Raw genomic sequence first — 23,921 nt, 5'->3', positions numbered from 1 at the left:
TTTCACGATTTTTTCCATGAACACTGGATCTGGCGCATAGGTGCGCACTGCGCCGTGAATTTGACCCAACAATCGGAGTTATGCCGCCACCCGGCCGCGTAAATGCCTGCAGTTGGCCCAAAGGGGCAACGGGCTAGTCCGTCTTTGCCTGTTGCCACAAGTCGGTCAGCGTGACGCCTTTCCTGCCCCAATTATCGGTATCTATTTCATCGATCACGACAAAGACATATTCGGGATTGCGGCCCAACTCTTCGACAAGAACCTCTGTCATCCTTCGGATGACAGCGCGCTTCTGATCGACGCTGGCGATCCCTTTTGCGATCTCAACTTTTACGTAAGGCAACGGCTAACCTCCGTGTTTCCAGATCGACTCTTGTCTCAAAAGGGGCCTCTTATGATGACTGGTCTTGGCGCATGGTTGCCATCCCCGTCCTGTCCTCCATCACTCGGCACTGCAATAGGCAGCTCGGTCAAGGTGTAAGCGGACACCGCTTACGAAAAACCTACGCCACAGTATCCTACACTCTCCGAAACTATCCCTCCCCTGTCACTCCCGGATTATCATGTTACAAGCCCGTCGATGTTGTAGAAACAGGATGCTCATAGAAGGTGGGCAGAGGTTGTCCGTCGATTGGGACGGCATTCAATGTTGGATTACAAACGGTGATCAGACCGCATAACCGAATTTTCCAAGATCCAAGCCAGTTAGCTCCATAACACGGCAGTTGCTATCACGATAATGGCCGGCAACGAATGCGCGTATGTTGCGGTCAATTTTCCTGTTTAACCGTTCGTCAAATGATTGCGGAGTTAGGCGTTCGAAGACCGGCTTCATTCGTGCGAAACGCCGCGCGAAGCGGGGGATTTGAACTATCCCGCCGCGGCTGAGTTCGTTGTTGCTCATGAGACGGTTTGCAAAGCGTTGAACGAACTGCATCGTGACTGGACGCCTGCTGTTAGTGACGACCTTTGCGATCGAGGCGGGAGGCGGCATTTCCATGAACTGGCTGATTTGCCCCACGAAGCTTTCCAAGTCCCGCACCATCATCTCGAAAGGTAGCACTAGAACGCTGCCAAAGAGATCCTGATAGTGCCGGATCAGTCGGTCGAACTCGTAGACTTCGAGACGGAACCCAGGCATGCGTCCTAATTGTGGTTCAGGCGTCTCAAGAAACCGCTGGAGCGAGAGATCCCCGCCGTCGGTAATGTACTGGCTATATATCGATCTGATCAGCGATACCTGCTCTCGCACCACGATCAGAATTCTTGCCGCGGGGAACGTACGCACGAGCCGGTCCGCAATGAGCATGCGATCATAACCGCCGCTTGGCGGATATCCGGAGAGCCGTTCGTGGCTAAGGACGAAGCGCAGGCCATTGTCGCGCGCGGTGTCGATATAGGGTAAGTAAAGGCTTCGGCACACAAAGGGGTCGAAGACGAAATTGTCGGGGAACGCGATGTCTTTCACAATGCGCGTTCTCGACCCGCCTATGTTGCTGGAGTAGCCATTGATGGGCTGGAAGCAATGGTCCTGAAGGTAGGTCGATCCGGTCTTGTGATAGCCGATATGGATAAGTATGTCGGCGAAATCTGCGTCCGCGGGTGCGGTTCCTCCGCTGTCATTCACCCGATCGAAGTTCATCTCGCCCCCTTCTCAGCGGGCGCCTTGGGCTCCGCCGGTTGGCTGCAGTCACCTGCCTGATGCAGGAATCCCATTTTGCCATGATGGTTTCGGTCGAAAAGCGGAGGACGGTTTGATAGCCGGCTTCCGCAAAGCTTCCGCGCAGGCTTTCGTCCAGCATCAAGAGCTTCAATGCTGCCGCTAAACTGTCGACGTCGTCGACGGGAACAAGAAGACCTGACACCCCGTCCTCAATGATCTCCGCCGGACCAAAGTCGCACCGTGTGGAAATAACCGCCAGCCCTGCCGCCATCGCCTCCATCAGAACGTTGGGAAATCCTTCATAACGCGAACTGAGAACGAATAGGGCGGCGTCATCAATCCAGGAGCCGGCCTTTGCCGTCACCCCTGCGAGCGAGATTCTGTCCTGCATGTGCCGAGCCCGGATCCTCTCTTGCAATTGATGCCGGTCTGGACCTTCGCCGTAAATCGTCAGGCACCATTCGGGAACCTCCGCACAGACATTGGCAAAGGCTTCAATAAGCGTATCAAAGCCCTTCTGATCCACCAGCCGCCCAACTGCCACGACACGTAAAGCTCTACGGGTAGGTTTAAGGATACGGTTTCGGTCACAAGGATTACCGATGATGACCGCCTTTGTCCTCAGCGATGTGGGCAGGGTCTTGGAAATGGCCTCCGTTTGCATGATCAAGCGGTGAGCTTGGCTCAGAACCAAAGGTTCGATCATGTTCCAGAGAAAATGCTTGGGTTGAGCACCGGGATTGTTGCGTTCCGAAACGAGCACCGGAATGCCTAGGCCGCGCGTGGAAAGCAGGGAGACAATGTTGATCTTCGTCAGAAACGAAAGCACGACATCCGGGCGAAGCTTCCGGAGTTCTGCACGAAGGCGTAAAATCCGATTGACGGTTTTGATAGAGCTCCTTGAAAACGGGCCCTCTCGGGCGTCCGGCAATCGGTGGACAGTCACGCCGCTTGGCAAGGAAAAGTAAATGTCATCCTCATCGGAGCTGAAGGCGAAGACATGCACTTCATCGCCGCGCGCGTGGCGGTCTTTCACGATGAGGCTGACGACCCGTTCCGTTCCTCCGGCGCCCAGGCCTGCTTCAACTAACGCAAGTCGCATGCTTCCTCACAATCGCACAGTGCTACCGTCGGTTTTGCTCGGCTGGGAATGATCGGGGCGTTCTTAAATTTTGGCGTACTGCCAGCTTGATCAAGGCTCTCCCAATTCTCCACCGTTGCCTCAGAAGCGAGACGAGCGCGGGGCACCAATTTTCATCCAAAAGGCCCTATGCCTGTTTCAGCGCGGCAATGTGAACCAAGGTATTAGTCTAGTTCAAAGTGCTCCTTGTAGTCCTGCTTGAGGCGGTCGGGCTGATCTTCCTTTCGAAGGACACAGTTTCCAATGACAAGCCGTTCTATCTCGGTGCCCATGAAGCAGTGGAAAGCGTCTTCTGGAGTACAGACGATCGGTTCGCCACGCACATTGAAGCTCGTATTGACGAGAACCGGGCAGCCGGTGCGCGCCTTAAAGGCAGTCAGCAAGTCCCAGTAACGGGGATTGGTCTCTCTATGCACCGTCTGCACTCGGGCCGAATAATCGACGTGAGTAACAGCTGGGATCTCCGATCGGGAGACGTTCAGGCGGTCGATGCCGAATAATTCCTGCTCATCAGTGTTCGGTTGATGTCTTCGACTTTCCAATACGTCGCCAACGAGCAACATGTAGGGACTGTCAACATCGATATCGAACCAGTCCGATACATCCTCGCGCCTGACAGAGGGCGCGAAGGGGCGAAAGCTCTCGCGATATTTAACCTTGAGATTTAGCGTTCTCTGCATGGTAGGCGACCGCGGGTCGCCCAATATGGATCTCGCCCCGAGCGCGCGGGGTCCGAATTCCATGCGCCCTTGCATCCATCCCACAGCCTTCTCCTGAACAAGAGCATCGACGGTGCTCTCGGTAACCTCGCTGTCTGAAAGAACGCCGTAGATGGCTCCGGCGGCTGCAAGGCGCTGTTCGATCTCTTTTTGGCCGTAGGCGGGGCCAAGATAGGCGCCCTCCATGCTATCGCGACCATTGACCTTCCGACCATTGCCGAGGAAGCCGTGCCAAACAGTAAGGGCCGCGCCAAGAGCACCTCCGGCGTCGCCGGCTGCCGGCTGGATCCAGATATTCTCAAATATGCCCGCCTTAAGGAGCTTACCGTTTGCGACGCAGTTCAGCGCGACACCACCGGCAAGGCACAGGTTTCTTTCGCCCGTCTCAATCTGCGCAAAGCGTGCGAGCCTCAGAACTACCTCTTCGGTCACTGCTTGGACGGATGCTGCTAGGTCCATTTCGCGCTGGGTTAAGACGGATTCCGGCTTTCGTGGTTCGGCTCCAAAGAGACGATGGAAGGCCGGGGAAGTCATTGTAAGGCCAGTGCAGTAGTCGAAATACTGTTGATCAAGGCGAAACGAGCCATCCTCTTTCAAATCGATCAGATGATCTAGAATAGTTTGGGCGAAACGCGGCTGCCCGTAAGGCGCCAAGCCCATAAGTTTGTATTCGCCTGAGTTTACCTTGAATCCCGTGTAATAGGTGAAAGCGGAATAGAGTAGGCCCAGAGAATGGGGAAAGTGTATCTCCTTGAAAATGGCGAGGCGATCAGCGGTACCATGCCCTATTGATGTGGTGCACCATTCGCCCACGCCGTCCATGGTCAGCACGGCTGCACTCGAAAAAGGAGACGGAAAGTAAGAGCTCGCTGCATGCGCCATATGGTGCTCGGTGAACAGGAGCGAGCCACTCCACTCTTTCGAACCAGCCAGTTTTCCGAGCTTCTGCCGCAGTATTTTCTTTTGAAACAATTTCTCCTTGATCCATATCGGCATCGCAGTCTTGAACGAGAGAAAGCCTCTCGGGATCGTTGTGAGATAAGTTTCAAGCAATCGCTCGAACTTCAAGAATGGCTTTTCGTAAAAGACCACGTGGTCGATTTCGCTCATGCCGCAGCCTGCCTCGGCAAGGCAGTACTCAACCGCCCTCATTGGAAAGGCCGCATCGTGCTTCCTGCGGGTGAAGCGCTCTTCCTGCGCTGCAGCGACGATACGTCCGTCCTCGACTAAGGCCGCCGCACTGTCATGATAGAAGGCGGAGATTCCAAGAACTCGCACTCACCCTCTCCGCGTCAGAACAGAGTGTAGATAAAGGGAGCAACCGCGGTGCCCTGGGTCAGGACCAAAAGAGCTCCAAAGACCGTGACCATGATAAAGACGGGCAGCAGCCAAAACTTCTTGCGGACGCTCATATAGTGGAAAAGCTCGCGTACCATTTCCATGTTTCGGTCCTTCTTCGACGTTCGATCACAGCAAAAAAAAACCGCGTCGTCAGAACTGATTTCGCATTGTGGACGGCTCCGCCTCTTCTATTGGATGGTTGACCCAATAGGTGACCGCCGCCCGGTCAAATTTCAGTGCGAGAGGGTCGTAACCTCGCATTCTCAGGAGCAACCCGATAGGCACGAACGTTGTCACATAAATGATGAGCATCACGACGGGATTGACGACCTTGAACAGGAGCAGGCCGAGCTTGCTCCAAATCTCATTGGGAAGTGTGAGAGAGGCCGGGTAAATAAGAGCCAGCAAGACCAGAAGGCCACCGACGCTCGCAAAGCCCAACATGGCGGGTGTCATTGTTCCGGTGATTATCCATCTCACCACAACAAGGCAAAGGAGAATACCGCCCACCGTGTAACCAAAATTACGATTCGATGGTCCTTCCGGAATATCCTCGATTAATTGCTCGTGCGATTCGCTCACTGTTTCTTGCCCAGAAAGTACGGAACAGAAGACGGTAACGGCGTAGCTCGATTATGGTTTCATACGTCTGGCGGGGATTCAACAGGTGTGCAAAGTCTCGGTCAATATGCCAAAGGATATAGACGTCGCCCACATTGCTTCTCGCAGTTGCGCGCAGTCACCTCATATTCGTTACCATCCTGGACGACCTATCGACGGTTTCCAAATGTCGGCTGATGACATCAGCGGCAAAGGCTGCCCCCTCGCGGCTGAAATGGCTGTCCGGGGCATACATGCGCGCCGGGTCAGGTTGGCCCTCTAGCGCCTCGCGAAGATCAATGACCTCGATTCCTTCGGCCGCCGCGGCATTGGTCACGATTGTGCGGAGCTGATCGTATACGCGGTCTGTAGAAAATGGGCCGACGAAGCGGTCGACCCGCGGCACATATACAAGGGTGAACCTGCCGCCCCATGAGGCGGTTATTGTTTTAGCTCGGTGCAAGGTCTCCCTGAATTCCGGCATTTCACGAGCAGCCTTCGGGTAAATCAATCCGAGCCTGGTAAAAGTTTGCTGCAGAGCCAGGAAGTTTCGAAGCATCGCTGTTCTTGTCAGGATATCAATGTAGTTGATGGGCTCGCTGTTGTTCCGGTTCAAAATGACTCTGGCCTGAAGCGATGCCGGCTGTGCGGTTGACTGTGTGCCAAAGTGGGCGGTTGGCGAAAGCGCATCGCGCAGCCAAGGTTTGCCTAGCTCATTCTCGAAATTCTCCCAGTCATTGCCCTCGAAGAAAACCATCGCCACGTGGCGTGGTCGAAGGAGTGGCCCAAAGCGGCCCAGCGTCGCGAGCTCAAGCAAAGGGCCGTTGCCGCGAATTCCCGCGCCCGCCGTTGCAAAACCGCTGGCCCTTAGACGCGACGCAAGATCCTGGCCTGGCGGGAGGCAAAATCCCTCGACGAAGGAATCACCCAAAAGCATCAGGTCCATTGGTAGGTCGTAAACATCGTCCGGATTGTTGAAGCCATAGCGGTCCGCAGTGTACTTTATGATTTGATTGTCAGGTGTACACAGGACGACGCTGGTATTTGGGAAGCCCGACAAAAGTGCTGTCGATAGCTTTTGTGTTTGCAAAAAACGGTTCAGACTGCCTAGGGCGAAGCCTCGTACGATGTTCTTGTCCTGCTCAACTGTTTCAGCCTGAGCAGGGTTGAGTTGACCCAGCATAGCCAGTCGCACCGAGATCGATTGGAAGGCGAGAAACGCCTCAAATGCGAAAAGGGCCATGAGAACGCTCAGACCGTAAACGCCAACAGCCATTGCAAAAGACGGTTTGGCCAAAAAACCTATTCCCAGGAAGGCGATGCCAAGCAGGCCGGGGATGGCAACATAGCGTAAGAAAAGTGGAACATCCGAGGCAAAATCCCGGAAATTTAGAAGCGCATATGCGGGGCTCACCAGGAGATAAACTGCAATGAGCACGCAGATTAATATGCCAAGGTTTCGCTTGATCACAACGTTTCCGCTTTCTCGCCTTTGCGCTTCAATGCTCGCTTCATGCAAACCGCGCTTCACGTCTTCCTAAGATCGGGTCTCGTTCGTCATCCATTGCCGTTTCGCCAGGTTTGCGAGCTCCACCCGCGTTGAAATACCAAGTTTGCCGTAGATGCTGTGAAGATGAAGCTTGACTGTGCCGGGAGAAATCCCAAGCTCGTCCCCTATCGCCCTGCTACGCAATCCGTCGGCGGCAAGGCGCGAAACCTCAACTTCACGCGGTGTCAACGCCTGCAGCAGGACGTTGTATTTGGATTCACGTTCGCGCAGCCGGTCCAGCGCACAGGCCATGTTTCTGTCCATAAAATATGTACCGCCGGTGGCAACGGTCCGCAGGCAGTTAAGGAATATGGTCGGTGCCTGTTCCTTCAGTACAATTCCATTCACGCGATATTGCATTGCTATGGCAAGTTCTTCGTCGCTGATATCCGCGGTAAGGACGACAATTGGCAGATCTGGCCAACGGGTGCGGATGTAATGAATGAACTCGAGTCCGCTCATTCCGGGCATTCGCAAATCAACGACGACGAGATCAATCTGTTCCCGATCGATCGCCTCAATTGCGTCGAACGCACTTCGACATGTGACGACCACCCAAGCATTTTCCGCGGTCTCGATCATGCGGCGCAACCCGTCCAGAACAATCAGGTGATCATCGACAATGACAACGCGCAGGCTCATTGGTGCACCGGCAATCTGATCAAGATCCGTGTCCATTGCGCAACCCTGTCGATCGAAAGCTCTCCACCACGCGCTGCGGCGCGTTCGCGAAGGCTGCGAGGTCCGGTCTTGGTATTCTTCAGCTCCGCATGATCAAACCGTCGCTCAAAGCCGAAGCCTGATCCATCATCATCGACCGTTAACAAGATCGCACCGGCATCCAGCTGTAAGTTGATTTCAAGTGTTCGCGCACCACCGTGACGCACCGCATTGGCAGTCGCTTCGGAAGCCATGCGTATGAGCTCGTAGACCATCGTGGCGGGAAGACGCAGATCTATGGGGCTTAGAGCGAAGCGAATATCAATCGACCATTGCTTGCGCAAACGCCGAGCCAATGCCTCGAATTGCAGTGCTAAATGGGATTCGGCGAAGTTGCGGTATCCTTGGCCTGGTTCGAGCGCGCGGATGAAAGCGCGAAGTTCGCGTTGCTCATCGGCAAGCATGGCTTGGATAGCGGTCACACGCCCGTCGATCTGTTGATGCTCCCCGAGAGTGAACGAACGCAGGGACTGGAGTTGCAACGCCGTTCCGGCCAGAGCTTGAAGTACTCCGTCGTGAAGATCGCGCCCGATCTTGATACGTTCCTCAACAGCCGCTGCATCGCTAAGCCTGCGCATCAAGATAGCCTGCTCGAACAATGCTTTGATCCTGTCGGCGATGACCTCTGCAATGGCCACGTCGTCAAGCGAAAGTGTCGGTGGATCCAAGAGAAAGATGCGTGCCTCAAGATCACCTACTCGAAATGGCGCCGAGACGGCAGAGGCTATCGAAAAATCGCCAGCGAGAGCATGAGAAACGGGAGACACTGCGTCAGCCCATTCGTCGAAATATCCCTCACCCCGGTGGATGAGGATTTGAGAATGGCTGGCGTCTGCGATTAGAAGGCTGGCGCGCTGCAATGGTTCGGCAACCCATGGCCAATAGGCGTCCGGCGGCAATTGCGTGACACTGCAAGCGCCATTCTCGCGAACTGCTACATAGGTCCATGGCTCGTCCGGGTCGCTCCAAATCAGGAGCGCGCGGGGCGAGCGCATCACGTGCGCTGCGTATTCAAGAGCGGCACCAGCGGGCCACTCAGGCCCTTCGGGTGTCGCAGGAGTTTTCTCCACCAGGCGCAGCATCTCCGCGCGAACCACTTCCTGGTGAGCCCCGAGCCAGACCAGTAGAACGCCGGCGACAGTCACGAACAGGATGTGTGAGACGTCCGTCGTCACGTCAGCACCGGTATCGAACGCTACCAGGAAAACAGGAACTGCCATGCAGATGAGCGCTGTCCAAAACGCACCTCGCCAACGCCAATGCAGCGTTGCACTCAGGAGAACGAAGGGCATGAATATGAAAAATGGACTGGAAGCGCCGCCAGTTAGTAGCATGAAAAAAACAAAGGTAACGACATCCACCGCATGGCGTATCAGGGTGCCGCTTACACGCGAAATCTTGCTTCGCCAAACATGGATTGCGCAGAGGATCGCGTATGCGAGGTAGACCGACAGAAATGGAAGTACAAACTGGGGAGGACGCGGCTGATGCATCGCTCCGAGCCAGGCTATCGAGAGGCTTGCGATCACTGACATGATACGGCCAATAGCAATGACCTTATCCGCACGTGCACGGTGTGTGTTGATCCAGGTCGTTCGACCGCGTGCTGCTTCCGCGTCGCAGGTGTTGCTAAAACCTTGGGGTCGAAGAGGCGAGGCAATGTTGCCCCTAAGTATGAAGTTCCGCCAGGCATTCATACGCATGGCCCGTCTCCAGCGATGACCGAGCTAGGGCCGCCTTACCCTCGCTCGTAAACGGCGCTCAGAATTAAGCTATTGATTGCTATCTGCTCTATACGAGACCGGCCGTTGTTTCCTCTCAGACACTGGATTTGCTGCATTCCAGCCTGAAACGCTTAATTACGTCAGCATAACATACTAAAAAATGAACTTAAACCGAATGATCAATTGCACAGCCTTGCCCGTGCCAACGACCGACTTTTTCAAGGGGCTGGTAGGCCCATTTTCGCCAGCGTCGCCTTCTTGCTCATTTGGGATTCGCAGCAACTGACAATTGTCTTCTTCACAGCAGAATTGAAGTCTGAGTTATGCCGCGGAAATATGATGAAAGCTGTGGTGGTGCCAATCGACGGTTTGTGGTGGGGGAATATGTTCTCGTATAGCTGATAACTCGTCTGTGTCATTCGACTGCGGGGGCAAATCTAAATGGACCAGCTTGGGCGCTGCGCCATAATTTGCAGCGAAGTTGTAAAGAGAATTGCTCGCGAAATATACGATCGAAGCGGAAGTTACCGCTTCGCGCACTCGTTGCTCGTCGCCAATTTTTACGTAAAGCACGCCTGGGATTGACAGGGGCATTGTCCTGACGACCGGATCGAGAACCAAATTAACAGCCTGGTAGGTCACGTTGTTCAGGATAAATACGACGAGACCATACTGGCTTGACCGATAGCCTGCTTCGATCAATTCCGCAGGGACCCGCCCGTTCGATGGCATGATTTCGATGACGCTGCAACCTAACATGGTCAACTCCAGCCCAATCATTCCGACTTGGCAATACCGCCGTACGCAGGACAGTCATCGCACAGCAAATCACCCATCGGATTATCCGCCAGCCATTCAACAAAAGACTGTAACTCGTTCCCCGTTGGCGGAGTATATGTCGTTGGATATATCGGGGGAAATTTCCGATGCGAGCGGGATGCACGGTCGTTGGCGCGGCACATCCGAAACTGGGTGATATCGATGCCCGAATTGAAGAGCTGCGGCGGATCGTTGTTCTCGGCTAGTGGGTCTGCACATGAAGGCTGGACGACCCCTGAGGGCTGGAAATTGGTAGGTTGAGGCAGCGACGGCGGCTTGTTTTGCGTTTTCAAGCAATCCCCGCCAGTTGGGCCGCAACCGGCTGACGATGGTCTTTACTGCGGCGGCGAGCGATCGACAGCCGGCAGTCGGATTGTAATGGATCATCGGAAGAAGCCGCGTTAGATTAGCTCAACCGCAGAAAGGACCGTGGCTCCCAGGGAGAGGCGATCCGGGGAGAAGAATATCCTGAGCGACGTTGACCGTCTCGTAGTGGCCTATCCATTTGTGGGAGATGAAGTCGGCGGCAGCCACATCTCCGCCGTTGGTTTGATCTGTGCGCTCGATCAATCGAAATATAAACCACTTGTCATTCTGCATCAGCCCGGAAAGGCACTTGAAGCCTATCTCGCAGAACGTGGAGTGCCTTTCGTCAAGTCGCCCGAAGTTGCGGTGATGTCGCCTCGCCATTCATATGGCGTGGCCGGCAAGCTCTCGCGCGGTCTTGGATATGCACGAACCACTGCGCTGCTCAGTTCATTCCTTCGTGAACATGAGGTTGATATCGTACATACCAACGACGGCCAGATGCACGCGACCTGGGGCCTGGCGGCTCGCCTTTCCGGCGCGCGGCTGCTTTGGCATCATCGCGGCGATCCCGGTGCCTTCGGCGTTAACGTCATGGCGCCTCTATTGGCAAATCACATTGTTACGGTCTCGCGCTACGTGCAGCCGACGCGGCCGATCCTGCCGGTTTCCCATAAGCTGAGCGTACTGCACAGCCCCTTCGATCACCCAACCATTTTGCCCGATCGGGACGACTGCAGGCGCGAATTCGTCAGGGAACTCGAGCTGCCCGAGGAAACCCGCTTCGTCGGCTATGTGGGTGGCTTGATCGACAGGAAGCGCCCGGTCAGGTTTGTCGAGGTCATCCACGCTTTCCTCCAGCGCTTTCCGGATTTCCCGCTGGTTGGTCTCGTCTTCGGCATCCCATCACCGGACCTTCCGAACCCGGAACCGGAGATGCGAGCGCGCGCGCTGGAACTTGGAGTCGAGCGGCGTATCAAAACGATGGGCTTTCGCGCGCCGGTCGCGCCTTGCATGAGTGCGCTCGACGCATTGCTGGTACCGGCCATCAACGAACCATTCGGGCGGACGTTGATTGAAGCCATGTTGCTCGCGACCCCTGTGATTGCGACCCGCCACGGCGGCAACATCGAGGCAATCGTCGACGGTGTGACTGGTTTCCTCGTTGAGCCTGAAAAGCCGGAGGCCTTCGTCGATCCGCTGGCGAGACTGCTGATGAACGCCGGGGAACATCGCCGCATCAGTTCGGCGGCTCGTGAAAACGCTTTGACGAAATATGGCACCGAGGCTCATGTCAAAGGCATCAGCCTGCTTTATGAGCGCATCGTTGGACGCGAGTACCGGAGCTTTGGAGTAAGAAGGACAGCACCCTGAGTTTGGCCTTGAGGAGCAGACGATGGAAATGGGCGATATCAACTTCCTGATCATTGGCGCAACGAAGAGCGCCACCACCTGGTTGCAACAATCGCTGCAATTGGATCCACGTGTCCATATGCCGGATCCGGAGATCCATTATTTCAGTCGCTACCACGATCGCGGAGATCGTTGGTATCTGGAGAACTTCAAGCCGGCCAGCGAGGGCCTTATCATCGGTGAAAAGTCGAACTCCTACCTTGATACCCCTGCCGCCGCGGCGCGTATCCACCACAGTCTGCCGCACGTCTTGCTGGTGGCACAGCTGAGAAATCCCGTCGAGCGGGCCTATTCTGACTACTGCATGCTCCATCGCCGCGGCGAGGCGACTGGCGACATCGAGCGCTATCTCGATCCGCGCCAGGGTGCGGGCGGCAGGTTCCTCGAGGGTGGGTTGTATTTCCGGCAGTTGCGCCGGTTTCTCGAGTTCTTCCCTCGGGAAAGGCTGCTCGTTCTGTTTTACGAAGACCTCAAGAGGGATGCCGCCGGGCAGGTTCAGGACCTGCGGCACTTTCTCGGCCTTGACGGAAACCCCGCTTTTGAGCCAGTCGCTCAGAGGGTAAAGGACAAGACCAAACCTCTGGTGGACGCCAGATTACGGCAGATACTCAAGCCACTTAAGCCGATCGTTGCGCCCTTGCGTGACACGAAAGGCTTCGAATTTTTGAGATCAATGATCTCGGCAGAGTTCAAGTATGTACCGCTCAACAAGGAATTGACCTCGCGGATGATCGGTTACTATGAGGACGAGACCGACCGCCTTGCAGGTTTGCTTGGCCGCGACTTGGGCGACTGGTTGAAAGCCCCCATGGAAGATATCAAGCGCCGATCGGTGTAGACGGCTCGAACTCGGGTTAGGAGCGCCGTACCTGCAATCCCAAGTTATCCGTTCTCCTCCATGAGTCAAACCTGTTCCGGAGCCAGTCACGCGGCGATTTCCACATCGGCTTTGGCCGATAGATGCCGGCAAAATTTAGGATGCTCCCGATGATCCTCGCGCGGCTTGTCGTTAGTCGCTCGACAAGGTCAAGGAGGTTCTTCTCGTAGGTCCGCTCCGCAGCGGCAACCACAAACACCGCATCGACATGGCTTGCGAGCCAGATCGCGTCGTCATCATTATCGGCCGCAGGCGTATCGACGATGATAAGATCGAAGTGCCTGCGCAGTTCTCCAAAAATACGCTCCTGATCCTGGAGCGTCAGACGCGAGGTGAGAACGTGAACAAAAGGAAAGTCAGGTGCTTGCGCGCTAATTGAGGTCAGATCGGTGGCGCCATCGGCCACAAGATCGAGATTGAATGGCCTTTGCGGCGCTCCGATCATCGTGGTCGCCCCCGTAGGGCCGGGGTCCATGTCCAGGATAACGGAACGCAAACCGTTCAGAGCGGCAACGGTGGCCATGCCCACGGCACAAGTTGTCTTGCCTTCATTGGCTGAAGGAGAGCAGAACATCACGACTTTGGATGCGTCCTGGCTCTTCCAGCCGAGACATAGAGAGCGCATTGAGCGTGCGAATGGTGAGCGTGGGTCGGCGAGAATGGAGCGATATAGCGTTTGATCCGGTTTCAACGTCGCCGTTAGATCGGGGATGGAGAGATAGTTCGGCTGGTTGACGATCGCTTCGAGCGTGCGGGCCGTCCGAACGCGTCCGTCCGCCGCCTCGACCGCCATCGCGCCAACCATGCCCAGCAGTAGCGAAGCCAAGCCGCCAATGGGAATGAGTAAGCCGGGCTTGGGAAACGACGGATCGATCGGAACTTCGGCGAACGACGCAATGCGGGCCGTGGCCTTGATCTCATCCTTCTCCGGATCGAGCGTGCCGAGTCTCAGGACCACTGCATCATAGCGCTTCTGCTCGGTCAGCAGGTCACGCTCCAATTCACGACGGCGAATTTCATCGAGATTTCGGTCCTGCATTTGTTTCTGCAGCCGACCGACTTCCTCCTGGAATTTCTGCACCCTGACGGTTGCGACTTTCGCATCGTTTTCCAGTTCCTGGAGGATGCGATTGATTTCACCTTCGATCACTTGGCGATTCGACGCCAATTCCGCATCGACCTCGACTACCTGGGGGTGGTTCTTGCCAAATTTCGAGGCAAGTTGGGCCCGGCCGCGTTCCAGCCTTCCTTGTTCGGTTCGCAGCGAGCCGAGCAGGTCCGACGTCATAACGCGGCCGGCGGAGTCGATGCCGGTCTTTGAAAGAATGTTCTTGGCCTCATTATACTTCGCCCATGCGCCGGCTTCGTCGACCCTCGCCAGAATGAACTGCTGATTGAGCTGTTCGGTGCGGGCACGCAGAACATCGTCGCGTGGATCGAATGTCAGGTCGCTGCGCATCGTGAAGTCGGCGATCTCGCGTTCCTTCTTGGCTATCGACTGCACTAGATCTTTGGCCTGGGTGCGAAGGGTATCGACAGTCGCATGCGCTGCAAGTTCTTTCATCTGGGTTGACCAAACCACGTAGTCCGCTGCTACGCCATTGGCGATCTCGGCTGCATAAAGCGCCAAGGGATGCTGAACGTAAATTGTCATCGCAAGGCTTTCGCCCTTGCGATCGGCAGAGATGGCAGCGGCGAGTTTTGTGATGACCCGATCACGGTTGACTGGGTCGAGGGTAGTGGGCCGATGAACATTCTGGCCCGCCGTCACGCGCCGCGGTCCTGCCTGCGCTTTGCGTGGAGACCACCGCCATCCCCAAAACGACGATGCGTCTTGCTGAGTGTCTGCTGACAATCTGGCATTGAAGTATGGGTCTTCCATCAAATTCAAGTCGTCAACCACAAAGCCGAGGAATTCGCGAGATTTGATGAGATCCATTTCGGTCTCCATCGCGGACTTGTCACGTTCCTGTTTTTGCAATTCGATGACGGCTTCGTACGGCCGGATATCGTTGCGGTCGAAGACGAGCGTCGAGGAGGCCGTATAGATCTTGGTGAGCGACAGGGTAATAATGGTAGCGAGCAGGGTGCCCGTCAGGGCTGTAATCAAGATGAGCTTGGCGTGGCGCCGGAAGAAGTCGACGATATCCGCAAGTTCATAGGACGAGGTGTCGCGCGAGACCGGCGGTACTGGTCCAAATCGGCGCCCACCCTTCTCATCGGCTTCGTACTCTCGGTCATATAACAGCATGATGGCCTATCCCGAGTCCTCCGTTGGAGCCATTTGCGTCCACGTCGGTCGGTCAACAAGTGATATTAGGCTTCACATTCGCCTATTTACTTGGGAGCAGTTTGGGAACAATGTCAAAGGGAATTTTAGCGGATTCATTTCAAGCATGTGTGCAAATATGTGGCCTGTAGAATAACGAACTCATTTCCCAATGGTTGTGGTCGACGTCAATGACGCACATGACACGAACGTCCGGTGTTCAGCCGATCTCCTCCGACCGACACACCTTTTGGCAAAGAATTGAATTCGCCTGTGCCGTGTGCGCCGTTTTCCTTTCGGCGGTGAATTTCTTGCGCACGAACATGTTCTATTTCACCTTGAGCGACTTGTTGTTTTGCGCGGCTCTTGGGCTGCGTGCGCTTACCGGTGGGTTGCCGCTACGGCTGTGGGGGCGGGCATCGGCGACTGTGTGGCTTTGCGGTCTGCTGTTGCTGTGCTCCGGGCTGATGATCAGCAGCCTTCTGTCCACCGCCCCGATACGCGGCATCGTCATCGTCGGACAGTATCTGTTCGCCTATCTGGTTGTTGCCCTTGTTGTTTGCGGGCGCGATCTGGGCACCATGTGGACCTTTGCCAAGGTCTACGTAGCGTCGATCTTCCTCATGTGCTTGCATGGGATTTACCTGATCCATATCGATGGCCAGAAGAACACCGCTTTCGTAAGCGGCAATGGTCGCTTGACGGGATTTGTCGAAAGAGAGAACGAATGCGCGGCCGTAATCGCGCTCGCGATGCCGATGCTTATGTTGCTGGCTTCCAAGGGAAAAGTCGGCAAAGTCTATGCGATCGTCATTGGGGCAACCATGGCCTATGGCATCTTGCTGACGGGTTCGAATACCGGTCTTGCCGGCTTTGCGTTCACTTTCCTCGGGTTCATGGTCCTGAGCGGCAGCTGGAAGTATGTCGTGGTCGGCCTTGCCTGTTTGACACCCTTTGCCATTTGGATTGTGCACTCCGGCCGCGACTACCTGCCGGCGGTCTTTCAAAAACGCGTGCTCGGCGCCTTGGAAACGGGCGATCTAAGCCAGGCTGGAACCTTCGACCATCGCGTCGAATTGATGCATGAGGCCCTTGGTCGAGTGCAGGACACATTGTGGATCGGTGTCGGCGCCGATCAATACCAAGTCACCAGCGCCATCAGGCAGCCCGTGCACAACCTGTATCTTTTGTTGTCGACCGAAGGCGGAATCATGGCCGCCATAGGTTTTGGTGTTATGATTGCTGCCACGTTTCTCCCGATTGTGCGGACGTATCGCGTGCCGGGAGGTGCAGCTTACGCTGCCTGCGCGCTTGTCAGCGTGTCTATGTTCGCGTTGATGGCTAATGCGTTTCCTCACCTTTATGGGCGGTTCTGGACTGTCCCAATAATCCTTACGCTAGGACTGGCAACAAGCTATTGTCGCGCTCTGGAGAAAAGGAGCATCGGCAATGGAGCGCTACCGCCTGCGCGAATATTGCGGGCCGGACGCCCTAGGTCAGGGTTAGGTCCTATTCGCTAGTTCGTGCGCGGAAACTGTTTGAAGGAACGCAAGTTTCTGTCGCAACGCAAACTGTCAGATGCGGTTCCAGTTGCTGAGGGCGAGGATAAGTGATGCTGGTCGAAGTGGAAGAATGCCTTGAAGCATTGCGTTGCCCGCGCACCGGTTCGAAACTGGCGCGCGTTTCACCCGATGTGCTGAAACCGGTCTGTGTCGAGAACCCCGAGATGTCCTATCGCCTGGTCGACGGCAAGCCGGTTATGATCGATTTTTCGGAATCCGTGTTTAGCGAAGGCGATTTCCTACGCTCGAAGGCGGCAAGCCCCATCGAGCGCAAACAATACGGTCGCTTGACGAGGTTCTTCAAGAAACTGCTCTCGCCGACAAAAAAGAGTACTGTTTCCAACGTCAGTCGATTGGTTGATGACCTGCAGACGACCGCGGCCCGCCCGGCCAAGCTTCTTGTCATCGGCGGCGGGAGTATTGGCCAAGGAATGGAACCCCTCTATGAGCATCCGGAGATCAGCGTCTACTCCTTCGACGTCTATGCATCCCCCCTCACCCAGTTCATAGCCGACGCCCATCAGATTCCCTTGCCGGACGACTTTTTCGACGCAGTGGTCATCCAGGCCGTTCTTGAGCACGTCCTCCAGCCTGCCCAGGTCGTGTCCGAGATCTGGCGCGTCCTGAGCGACAAGGGGCTCGTCTACGCTGAAACGCCCTTCATGCAGCAGGTGCACGAGGGAGCATTCGATTTCACCCGGTTCAGCGAAAGCGGCCATCGATATCTGTTCCGCTGGTTCGAGACGATTTCATCTGGGGCCAATGGTGGCCCCGGCACGCAGTTCATGTGGTCAGTCGACTATCTCGTTCGCAGTGTCTTTCGGTCGGTGATGCTGGGCAAGCTTGCAAAGCTCGCCTTCTTCTGGACGCAATATCTGGATGCGATCATTCCCGCACGCTTTGCGGAGGATGGCGCAAGCGGCGTGTATTTTTATGGTCGGAAAGCGCAGGCGCCGATTTCCCCGAAGGCCATTATCGCCCACTACCAGGGGGCGCAGGGGCGACACGCCTGACCCGACCTACCCTTTTAGGCTAACCCGTTCTCGCTAATTGCCACCGGGGCGGCGCGGACCTTAAATTCGAGCATCATTTACGAAACCTGTTTCGGGAAGCCGCTGTGCCGCTTTCCCGACGACAATTGATTTGCGCCGGTCGATTTCGCAACGCGACACAAAGGGGTTGTCGCATGGCTCTTTCGCATCTTGCCCGCCTTGAGGCCGAAGCCATCCACACCATGAGGGAGGTCGCGGCAACATCCGCCAACCCAGTGCTGCTTTATTCCGTCGGCAAGGATTCAAGCGTGCTGCTTCATTTGGCGATGAAGGCATTCTTTCCTGCAAAACCACCGTTTCCGCTGCTTCACGTCGATACGACCTGGAAGTTCAAGGAGATGATCGCCTTCAGGGACCAAGTCGCACGAGACAACGATCTCAGGCTTATCGTTCACATCAACGAAGATGGTGTCGCTCAAGGCATTAGTCCTTTCGAGCACGGTTCGAACGTCCACACCCACCTCATGAAGACGGTGGCATTGCGCCAGGCGCTGGAGAAACATCGCTTCGACGTGGCGATCGCGGGCGCGAGGCGCGATGAGGAAAAATCGAGGGCGAAGGAACGGATCTTTTCCTTGCGCACTGCCGGTCAGGCTTGGGATCCCAAGCGACAGAGACCGGAGATGTGGAAGACCTTCAATACCAGGCTCACGCCGGGAGAAACCATGCGGGTCTTCCCGCTCTCGAACTGGACTGAACTGGATGTCTGGCAATATGTCCTGCAGGAAAGCATCGCGGTGGTCCCGCTTTATTTCGCCGCCGAACGTCCGGTCGTCGAACGGGACGGCATGTTGATCATGGTTGATGATAACCGCATGCCGCTGCAGCCGGGCGAGATCGTCCGTCAGCGCCAAGTGCGTTTCCGCACCTTGGGGTGCTATCCCCTCACCGGCGCCATCCCGTCCACGGCAACGACTGTTCCCGAGATCATCGAGGAGATGGTCTTCAGCCGCTCCTCGGAGCGGCGCAACCGGCTTGTCGATCGCGACGAAGCGTCCGGCATGGAAAGGAAGAAGCGGGAAGGATACTTCTGATGCACGGTCAACCTTCGGTATTTTCGCCTGAAGTGGCGGGGCTCCTTGATGTCGAAGGTAGCAAGTCGCTTCTTCGCTTCATCACCTGCGGATCGGTCGACGACGGAAAATCCACCTTGATCGGCAGGTTGCTCTATGACGGCGGCTTGATCCTGGAGGATCAGGTCGCGGACCTGGGACGGGAGAGCGAACGGCAGGGAAAGGTCGATCACCTCGATTACTCGCTGCTGCTGGACGGGCTTGAGGCGGAACGAGAACAGGGCATCACCATAGATGTCGCCTACCGTTACTTCTCGACCGCCAGGCGCAAGTTTGTCGTCGCCGACACGCCCGGCCACGAGGAATATACACGCAATATGGTGACCGGCGCATCGACGGCGGATCTGGCGATTATCTTGGTCGACAGCCAGCACGGCATGCTGCCGCAGACCTGCCGCCACACCTACCTCGCCTCGCTTCTTGGCATTCGCCACGTGGTCGTTGCGGTGAACAAGATCGATCTCGTCGGCTATCGCTCGAGCATATTTGAAGCGCTACAGACCCACTATCGCAAATTCGTGCTGACGCTCGGTTTTGAAACCGTGCAGGCCATTCCCGTATCAGCGCGTTATGGCGACAACGTCACCTCCCGGTCAATGCACACGCCATGGTACCAGGGGCCGAGCCTGCTCGAATATCTCGAAACCGTCGATGTCGGCAAAGAGGTCGCCGAGCGCCCGTTCCGCTTTCCAATACAATGGGTCAATCGGCCCAATGCCGGGTTTCGCGGCTATGCCGGCGAGATTGCGTCCGGCCGGATAGCCGTCGGTGATCCGGTCACGGTCGCCAAGTCTGGACAAAAAACGGCGATCAAGTCCATCGTGACCTATGACGGAGAAGTCGCAAGCGCCGAGGCCGGCCAGGCCGTTACCCTGGTTCTTAGAGATGAGGTCGATGCCTCCCGCGGCAACATGCTGACGTCGCCATCAGCTCGGCCTTTCGTCGCCGATCAGTTGCAAGCTCATGTTATCTGGTTCGACGCCAACCCTTTGCTTCCGGGCCGCAGCTATATCCTGAGGACCGAAACCGACAGCGTCAACGCGACGATCACCAAGCTCAAGCATCGCGTGAACGTCAACAGCTTTGCCCGGGAGGCAGCCAAGTCGCTGACGATGAACGAGATCGGCGTCTGCAATATCTCGACGCAGGCTCCGATCGCCTTCGACGCCTACAAGGACAACAAAGCAACCGGCAATTTCGTCATCGTCGACCGCCTGACCAACGACACCGTTGGCGCCGGCATGATCGATTTTCCACTGAGGCGCGCGGCCAACGTCCACTGGCACGCCATGGACGTCAACAAGCAGGCGCGAAGTGCGCAGAAACAGCAGACACCTGCCGTCCTGTGGTTCACGGGGCTTTCCGGCTCTGGCAAATCGACGATCGCCAACGCGCTCGAACGGATCCTCAATGCCCATGGCAGGCATACCTATCTTCTCGACGGCGACAATGTCAGACACGGCCTGAACAGGGATTTGGGCTTTACTGACGAGGATCGGGTGGAAAACATCCGGCGCGTGGCCGAGGTGGCAAAATTGATGGCGGATGCCGGCCTGATCGTTCTGGTTTCCTTCATCTCGCCGTTCCGCGACGAGCGGCGCATGGCACGCGAACTGATGGCCGAAGGTGAATTCATCGAGATTTTCGTGGATACGCCGATCGAGGAATGCGCTCGCCGCGATCCCAAGGGGCTTTATGAAAAAGCCCGTGCCGGCAAGATCGCCAATTTCACGGGCATCTCGTCACCCTATGAAGAGCCGGAGCATCCGGAGCTGCGCCTTTCGACTATCGACAGCGAGCCGACGGATCTCGCCCTCCAGATCGAAGATTTTCTCGCACGGCGACAGTTGCAATGAACGCGTTGTCCGAACTTTTCGAGGAGACGGCACTGGCTGCGGGCATCGCCGTTCTCGATGTCTATCATGCCGGCGCTGACGCCGTTGCGAAGGCCGATGGATCGCCCGTTACCGAAGCCGATCTCAGAGCCGAGGCGGTGATATTCGAACGTCTCGCCAAAGTTTCGCCCGGCACCCCCATCGTCGGGGAGGAGGCGGCAGCTGCGGGCTGTGCTCCCTCCGTTGAGGAAGGCACCTTCTATCTGGTCGACCCACTCGATGGCACCAAAGAGTTCATTGCTCGCCGAGACGATTTCACTGTGAACATTGCCCTTATCGAGAACGGCAAGCCGATTGCCGGTATCGTGTATGCCCCGGCCTTGCGACGAGCCTATGTTGCGGCCGGTGGCATCGCGCAGCGCCTGGAGATCGATCGCTTCGGTCGCGTGTGCGAGCGACGGGAGATCCGCGCGCGCGGTCGTGAAACCGCGATCATCGCGGTCGCGAGCCGCAGCCATTCCTGCGCGGAAACCGAGAGATTCCTTGCCCGGCACCATGTCCAGGAGTGTACCTCGGTTGGTTCATCCCTAAAATTCTGCCTGCTGGCCGAGGGGCGGGCGGATGTCTATCCGCGTTTTGGCCGGACGATGGAGTGGGATACTGCCGCCGGTGATGCGGTATTGGCTGCTGCCGGCGGAACGGTGCTGCGCCTGGACGGCTCGGTCCTGAGGTATGGCAAGTGCCGGCAGGTGAGCGATTGCGACTTCGCCAACCCTCACTTCGTCGCCTGGGCCGCAGCCCCGCCTGAGGGTTGGTGCTGACTGTCGTCGGTGCATGCGGTCGTCGCTTTGTCGTCTATTTGCATACGCGCAAGAAGCAGGCGGTTTACCAGCCTGACGTCGAACCGTTCTTCCGCCATCCGGCGCGAAGCGCGCCCCATGGCGGTAATCGCGGAACGCTTCTCAATGAAGCCTTCCATCGCTTCAACAAGCGACGAGACGCTGCGAGGTTCGATCAAAACGCCGTTGACACCTGGGTCCACCGTTTGCCTGCAGCCGGGTAGATCCGTCGTGATGATTGCGCGTCCGGTCGCCATCGCCTCCAGAATGCTTCTGGGGATGCCTTCCCGGTAGTAGGAGGGGAGCACGAACACACTGCACGCCGCAAGGTACGGACGCACATCGCGGGTGGTTCCAAGATACTGCACCACACCTTCCTGCACCCATCCAGCGACTTCTCCTTGGCTAATCGCCGTCGGGTTGGGATCATAGTGCCCCAGCAGTTGGAAGATGGCGTCGGGATGGCGCGCGCGAATTGTCCGCGCCGCAGCGACATATTCCGGGACCCCCTTGTCGCGCAGGAGCCGGGCGATCAGAAGAAAAACCGTCGGCTTAAGCGGTGGCGTCGATGCGTGGTAGTAATCAAGATCGACGCCCGACCCCGGCACTGTCGAGACAATAGAGGGGTCGTCGACCAGCCGGCGCTCTCTGATGTCGGCAAGATCCGCTTCGTTATATACGAAGACGGCCCGTGCCTTCTTCATCGCGCATCGGTAGAGCCCGACGCAAATCGAGCGCAGCGATCGGCGAACGGCGCTTTCGTCAGGCTCGACAGCGAACATATGGCCGAGTCCGGTGACGAGAAAGAACCTATGGGGCACCGCGCAGAGCCGCGCGGCAATGCCGCCGTAGATGATCGGCTTCATCGTATAGGGCAGGATCGCCGCCGGACGTTCTTTCAGGAAGTGACGGACCAGTGCGGCGAGCGTCACAAGGTCAGCAAAGGGGTTCAGCCCGGCCCTCGACATGGGAATTCGGATGAAACGCACACCAAGCGTATCCAGTTCTTCTTCCACGATCGGATCATGGTCAGGGGCCATGGCATCGACATCAAACCCTGCCTTGACAAGATCCTTGATCAATTCGCGACGAAAGTTCGTTAGCGACGACGTCAAGCTCGCAATCAGGACTATCCTGGTGCGGGGTGCTTCCGTTTTGCTGGGAACGGTTTTTGATGCCTTCATGGCCGCTACCGCATACGACGGGCTGCGTTGACCGGTGCCTGCCACCCAATTTGCCGCGCCGCATTGGTGGCTTGCTGGTCGAGGATCTCGTCGTAGAGCGCGAGGTGGCTGTCGACGTAGGATCTCAGCGAGAACCGCTCGACGACGCGCCTACGCGCGCGTTCTCCCAGTTGCCGCCGGGCGCTTTGCGACAGGCAGAGGATCGACGCGGCAAGTTTTGCAAGGCCATCTGCGTTTTCCGGTTCAACGACCATCTGCCGGTCTCCTAGCAGCCATGCGCAGTCTCCGACATCGGTGGCGATCGCCGGCACGCCACTGGCCATTGCTTCAGCCACGACCAGTGGAAATGCTTCCCCCCAAGCCGACGACAGCATGAATAGGTCGAGGCCCGGCATCAGGCGGTCAATGTCCGCACGTGCGTTTGAGACGGTGATCATCGGTGTTATGCCGAGTTCGGCCGCCAAATGTCGGACGATCCCATTTTCGTGGCCGTCGCCGATCAGGATCCCGTGAGCATCAAGCCCCAGGCTGCGAAGCGTGGCGATTGCACGCACGAAGGTGCCATGGTCCTTCATCGGATGTGCGCGCGCGACATTTCCGACAAGAAAGCGCTCAGTGGGCACTGAGAGCGCGTCGCAGAGATACCGTCGCGCGTCGGGCCGTGGGCGAAACTGATCGCAATCGACACCGTTTGGAATGATACGCCGCTTGTCCGGATCGAAACCCAGCGCTTCGTGCTGGTCGGCCGACACCCGCGAACAGTAGGAAATTGCGCTTGTGCGATGGGAAAGGGAAGCGCTCAGCCGGATAACGGCACGTGTCAGCAGTTTCTCTGAGGCGAGGTTGGCGATGGAGTGGTGAATGCTCCATATGGTGGGCTGTCGCTCGCCGAGCAGCGCTCCGAGCGATGCTGCGACATTGCCGTGATACATCCATCCGTGAAGCAGGCTCGGGCGAGACGATCTCACGATCGCACGCAGTCTGACCAAGGCACGAGGGCCTGGTCGAGACTGGTTCATTTGGAGTGTCGCGACATCGATGTTGGCCGCTTGCAAATCGCGCGCGATCGGGCCGGGCGACATCAGCGACAGCACGGAAGGGTCGTAATGCGTTTGAGCGAGCTTTGCGCCAAAGCGCGCGAGCATGTATTCCGCACCGCCGACATTCAGCCCCGTGATGCAATGAAGTACGGGGATCCCTGCCATGCCATGCTCCTTCCTTGCGTACACCAATAC

General features: G+C 56.9%; 20 protein-coding genes. 7 read left to right on the top strand and 13 right to left on the bottom strand.

Annotated elements, in window-relative coordinates:
* Nucleotides 1-133: 133 nt before the first annotated feature.
* The 10 genes from ASD52_RS10520 to ASD52_RS10480 form a co-directional block, all read right to left on the bottom strand.
* On the bottom strand, nucleotides 134-343 hold the full coding sequence (locus ASD52_RS10520) for a 4-oxalocrotonate tautomerase family protein (RefSeq protein WP_057207732.1): 210 nt from the start codon (nucleotides 341-343) through the stop codon (nucleotides 134-136).
* A gap of 324 nt (nucleotides 344-667) precedes the next feature.
* A complete protein-coding gene (locus ASD52_RS10515) occupies nucleotides 668-1,642 on the bottom strand; it encodes a hypothetical protein (protein WP_057224204.1) in 975 nt (324 codons plus the stop codon).
* Nucleotides 1,620-2,765 carry a glycosyltransferase family 4 protein gene (locus ASD52_RS10510; RefSeq protein ID WP_057224202.1) on the bottom strand — a complete coding sequence of 382 codons (1,146 nt, stop codon included), beginning with the start codon at nucleotides 2,763-2,765 and terminating at the stop codon, nucleotides 1,620-1,622. The genes ASD52_RS10515 and ASD52_RS10510 overlap by 23 nt, the downstream gene beginning before the upstream one ends.
* A gap of 203 nt (nucleotides 2,766-2,968) precedes the next feature.
* A complete protein-coding gene (locus tag ASD52_RS10505; protein WP_057224200.1) occupies nucleotides 2,969-4,801 on the bottom strand; it encodes a carbamoyltransferase in 1,833 nt (610 codons plus the stop codon).
* A gap of 14 nt (nucleotides 4,802-4,815) precedes the next feature.
* Nucleotides 4,816-4,965: a DUF5989 family protein gene (locus ASD52_RS39280; RefSeq protein ID WP_156612953.1), complete on the bottom strand. Its 150-nt coding sequence runs from the start codon at nucleotides 4,963-4,965 to the stop codon at nucleotides 4,816-4,818.
* A gap of 49 nt (nucleotides 4,966-5,014) precedes the next feature.
* Nucleotides 5,015-5,446 (bottom strand): hypothetical protein, encoded by a 432-nt coding sequence (locus ASD52_RS10500; RefSeq protein WP_057224198.1) that lies wholly within the window; start codon nucleotides 5,444-5,446, stop codon nucleotides 5,015-5,017.
* 157 nt (nucleotides 5,447-5,603) lie between these two features.
* On the bottom strand, nucleotides 5,604-6,935 hold the full coding sequence (locus ASD52_RS10495) for a GDSL-type esterase/lipase family protein (protein ID WP_057224196.1): 1,332 nt from the start codon (nucleotides 6,933-6,935) through the stop codon (nucleotides 5,604-5,606).
* Between the two features lie 66 nt (nucleotides 6,936-7,001).
* Entirely contained in the window at nucleotides 7,002-7,691 is a 690-nt protein-coding gene (locus ASD52_RS10490; RefSeq protein WP_063991828.1) for a response regulator transcription factor, read from the bottom strand.
* Nucleotides 7,652-9,436 (bottom strand): sensor histidine kinase, encoded by a 1,785-nt coding sequence (locus ASD52_RS10485; RefSeq protein WP_082571784.1) that lies wholly within the window; start codon nucleotides 9,434-9,436, stop codon nucleotides 7,652-7,654. The genes ASD52_RS10490 and ASD52_RS10485 overlap by 40 nt, the downstream gene beginning before the upstream one ends.
* A gap of 342 nt (nucleotides 9,437-9,778) precedes the next feature.
* Nucleotides 9,779-10,216: a hypothetical protein gene (locus ASD52_RS10480; RefSeq protein WP_156612952.1), complete on the bottom strand. Its 438-nt coding sequence runs from the start codon at nucleotides 10,214-10,216 to the stop codon at nucleotides 9,779-9,781.
* Between the two features lie 489 nt (nucleotides 10,217-10,705).
* Here ASD52_RS10480 and ASD52_RS10475 point away from each other — a divergent pair, with 489 nt between their 5' ends.
* Both ASD52_RS10475 and ASD52_RS10470 read left to right on the top strand, forming a co-directional pair.
* Nucleotides 10,706-11,956 (top strand): glycosyltransferase family 4 protein, encoded by a 1,251-nt coding sequence (locus tag ASD52_RS10475; RefSeq protein ID WP_063991827.1) that lies wholly within the window; start codon nucleotides 10,706-10,708, stop codon nucleotides 11,954-11,956.
* Nucleotides 11,957-11,978: 22 nt separating this feature from the next.
* Nucleotides 11,979-12,833 (top strand): sulfotransferase, encoded by an 855-nt coding sequence (locus ASD52_RS10470; protein WP_057224190.1) that lies wholly within the window; start codon nucleotides 11,979-11,981, stop codon nucleotides 12,831-12,833.
* A 16-nt stretch (nucleotides 12,834-12,849) separates the two neighbouring features.
* Here ASD52_RS10470 and ASD52_RS10465 read toward each other — a convergent pair whose 3' ends face one another.
* Nucleotides 12,850-15,123 carry an exopolysaccharide transport family protein gene (locus ASD52_RS10465; protein WP_057224188.1) on the bottom strand — a complete coding sequence of 758 codons (2,274 nt, stop codon included), beginning with the start codon at nucleotides 15,121-15,123 and terminating at the stop codon, nucleotides 12,850-12,852.
* A 209-nt stretch (nucleotides 15,124-15,332) separates the two neighbouring features.
* Here ASD52_RS10465 and ASD52_RS10460 point away from each other — a divergent pair, with 209 nt between their 5' ends.
* The 5 genes from ASD52_RS10460 to cysQ all read left to right on the top strand — a co-directional run bounded on the left by ASD52_RS10460 (nucleotide 15,333) and on the right by cysQ (nucleotide 21,484).
* The gene (locus tag ASD52_RS10460; protein WP_082571783.1) at nucleotides 15,333-16,661 is read left to right on the top strand and encodes an O-antigen ligase family protein; all 1,329 of its coding nucleotides are present in this window, start codon (nucleotides 15,333-15,335) and stop codon (nucleotides 16,659-16,661) included.
* Between the two features lie 92 nt (nucleotides 16,662-16,753).
* Nucleotides 16,754-17,716: a class I SAM-dependent methyltransferase gene (locus ASD52_RS10455; protein WP_057224185.1), complete on the top strand. Its 963-nt coding sequence runs from the start codon at nucleotides 16,754-16,756 to the stop codon at nucleotides 17,714-17,716.
* 173 nt (nucleotides 17,717-17,889) lie between these two features.
* Entirely contained in the window at nucleotides 17,890-18,789 is a 900-nt protein-coding gene (cysD, locus tag ASD52_RS10450) for a sulfate adenylyltransferase subunit CysD (protein ID WP_057224183.1), read from the top strand.
* On the top strand, nucleotides 18,789-20,684 hold the full coding sequence (gene cysN / locus ASD52_RS10445) for a sulfate adenylyltransferase subunit CysN (RefSeq protein WP_057224181.1): 1,896 nt from the start codon (nucleotides 18,789-18,791) through the stop codon (nucleotides 20,682-20,684). The genes cysD and cysN overlap by 1 nt, the downstream gene beginning before the upstream one ends.
* Nucleotides 20,681-21,484 carry a 3'(2'),5'-bisphosphate nucleotidase CysQ gene (gene cysQ, locus ASD52_RS10440; RefSeq protein WP_057220975.1) on the top strand — a complete coding sequence of 268 codons (804 nt, stop codon included), beginning with the start codon at nucleotides 20,681-20,683 and terminating at the stop codon, nucleotides 21,482-21,484. Before cysN ends, cysQ begins: the two co-directional genes overlap by 4 nt.
* Here the strand turns inward: cysQ and ASD52_RS10435 are convergent.
* Entirely contained in the window at nucleotides 21,439-22,731 is a 1,293-nt protein-coding gene (locus ASD52_RS10435) for a glycosyltransferase family 4 protein (RefSeq protein ID WP_244497450.1), read from the bottom strand. The two genes, cysQ and ASD52_RS10435, sit on opposite strands and share 46 nt — an antisense overlap.
* A complete protein-coding gene (locus ASD52_RS10430) occupies nucleotides 22,692-23,891 on the bottom strand; it encodes a glycosyltransferase (RefSeq protein ID WP_057224179.1) in 1,200 nt (399 codons plus the stop codon). The genes ASD52_RS10435 and ASD52_RS10430 overlap by 40 nt, the downstream gene beginning before the upstream one ends.
* Between the last annotated feature and the right edge of the window lie 30 nt (nucleotides 23,892-23,921).

It is taken from the genome of Ensifer sp. Root142 (assembly GCF_001426785.1).
GTDB classification, from domain to species: domain Bacteria; phylum Pseudomonadota; class Alphaproteobacteria; order Rhizobiales; family Rhizobiaceae; genus Ensifer; species Ensifer canadensis.
The sequence above is the reverse complement of the archived record's forward strand: the minus strand, read 5'-3'. Positions and strand labels throughout refer to the sequence as shown.

Excerpts from the sequence above, each read along its gene's own strand:
- ASD52_RS10485 (WP_082571784.1), bottom strand. The coding sequence starts at position 9,436 with ATGCGTATGAATGCCTGGCGGAACTTCATACTTAGGGGCAACATTGCC.
- ASD52_RS39280 (WP_156612953.1), bottom strand. The coding sequence starts at position 4,965 with ATGGAAATGGTACGCGAGCTTTTCCACTATATGAGCGTCCGCAAGAAG.
- ASD52_RS10460 (WP_082571783.1), top strand. The coding sequence starts at position 15,333 with ATGACGCACATGACACGAACGTCCGGTGTTCAGCCGATCTCCTCCGAC.
- ASD52_RS10455 (WP_057224185.1), top strand. The coding sequence starts at position 16,754 with ATGCTGGTCGAAGTGGAAGAATGCCTTGAAGCATTGCGTTGCCCGCGC.
- ASD52_RS10470 (WP_057224190.1), top strand. The coding sequence starts at position 11,979 with ATGGAAATGGGCGATATCAACTTCCTGATCATTGGCGCAACGAAGAGC.
- ASD52_RS10490 (WP_063991828.1), bottom strand. The coding sequence starts at position 7,691 with ATGGACACGGATCTTGATCAGATTGCCGGTGCACCAATGAGCCTGCGC.
- cysD (WP_057224183.1), top strand. The coding sequence starts at position 17,890 with ATGGCTCTTTCGCATCTTGCCCGCCTTGAGGCCGAAGCCATCCACACC.
- ASD52_RS10465 (WP_057224188.1), bottom strand. The coding sequence starts at position 15,123 with ATGCTGTTATATGACCGAGAGTACGAAGCCGATGAGAAGGGTGGGCGC.
- ASD52_RS10515 (WP_057224204.1), bottom strand. The coding sequence starts at position 1,642 with ATGAACTTCGATCGGGTGAATGACAGCGGAGGAACCGCACCCGCGGAC.
- ASD52_RS10510 (WP_057224202.1), bottom strand. The coding sequence starts at position 2,765 with ATGCGACTTGCGTTAGTTGAAGCAGGCCTGGGCGCCGGAGGAACGGAA.
- ASD52_RS10430 (WP_057224179.1), bottom strand. The coding sequence starts at position 23,891 with ATGGCAGGGATCCCCGTACTTCATTGCATCACGGGGCTGAATGTCGGC.
- cysN (WP_057224181.1), top strand. The coding sequence starts at position 18,789 with ATGCACGGTCAACCTTCGGTATTTTCGCCTGAAGTGGCGGGGCTCCTT.
- cysQ (WP_057220975.1), top strand. The coding sequence starts at position 20,681 with ATGAACGCGTTGTCCGAACTTTTCGAGGAGACGGCACTGGCTGCGGGC.
- ASD52_RS10480 (WP_156612952.1), bottom strand. The coding sequence starts at position 10,216 with ATGTTAGGTTGCAGCGTCATCGAAATCATGCCATCGAACGGGCGGGTC.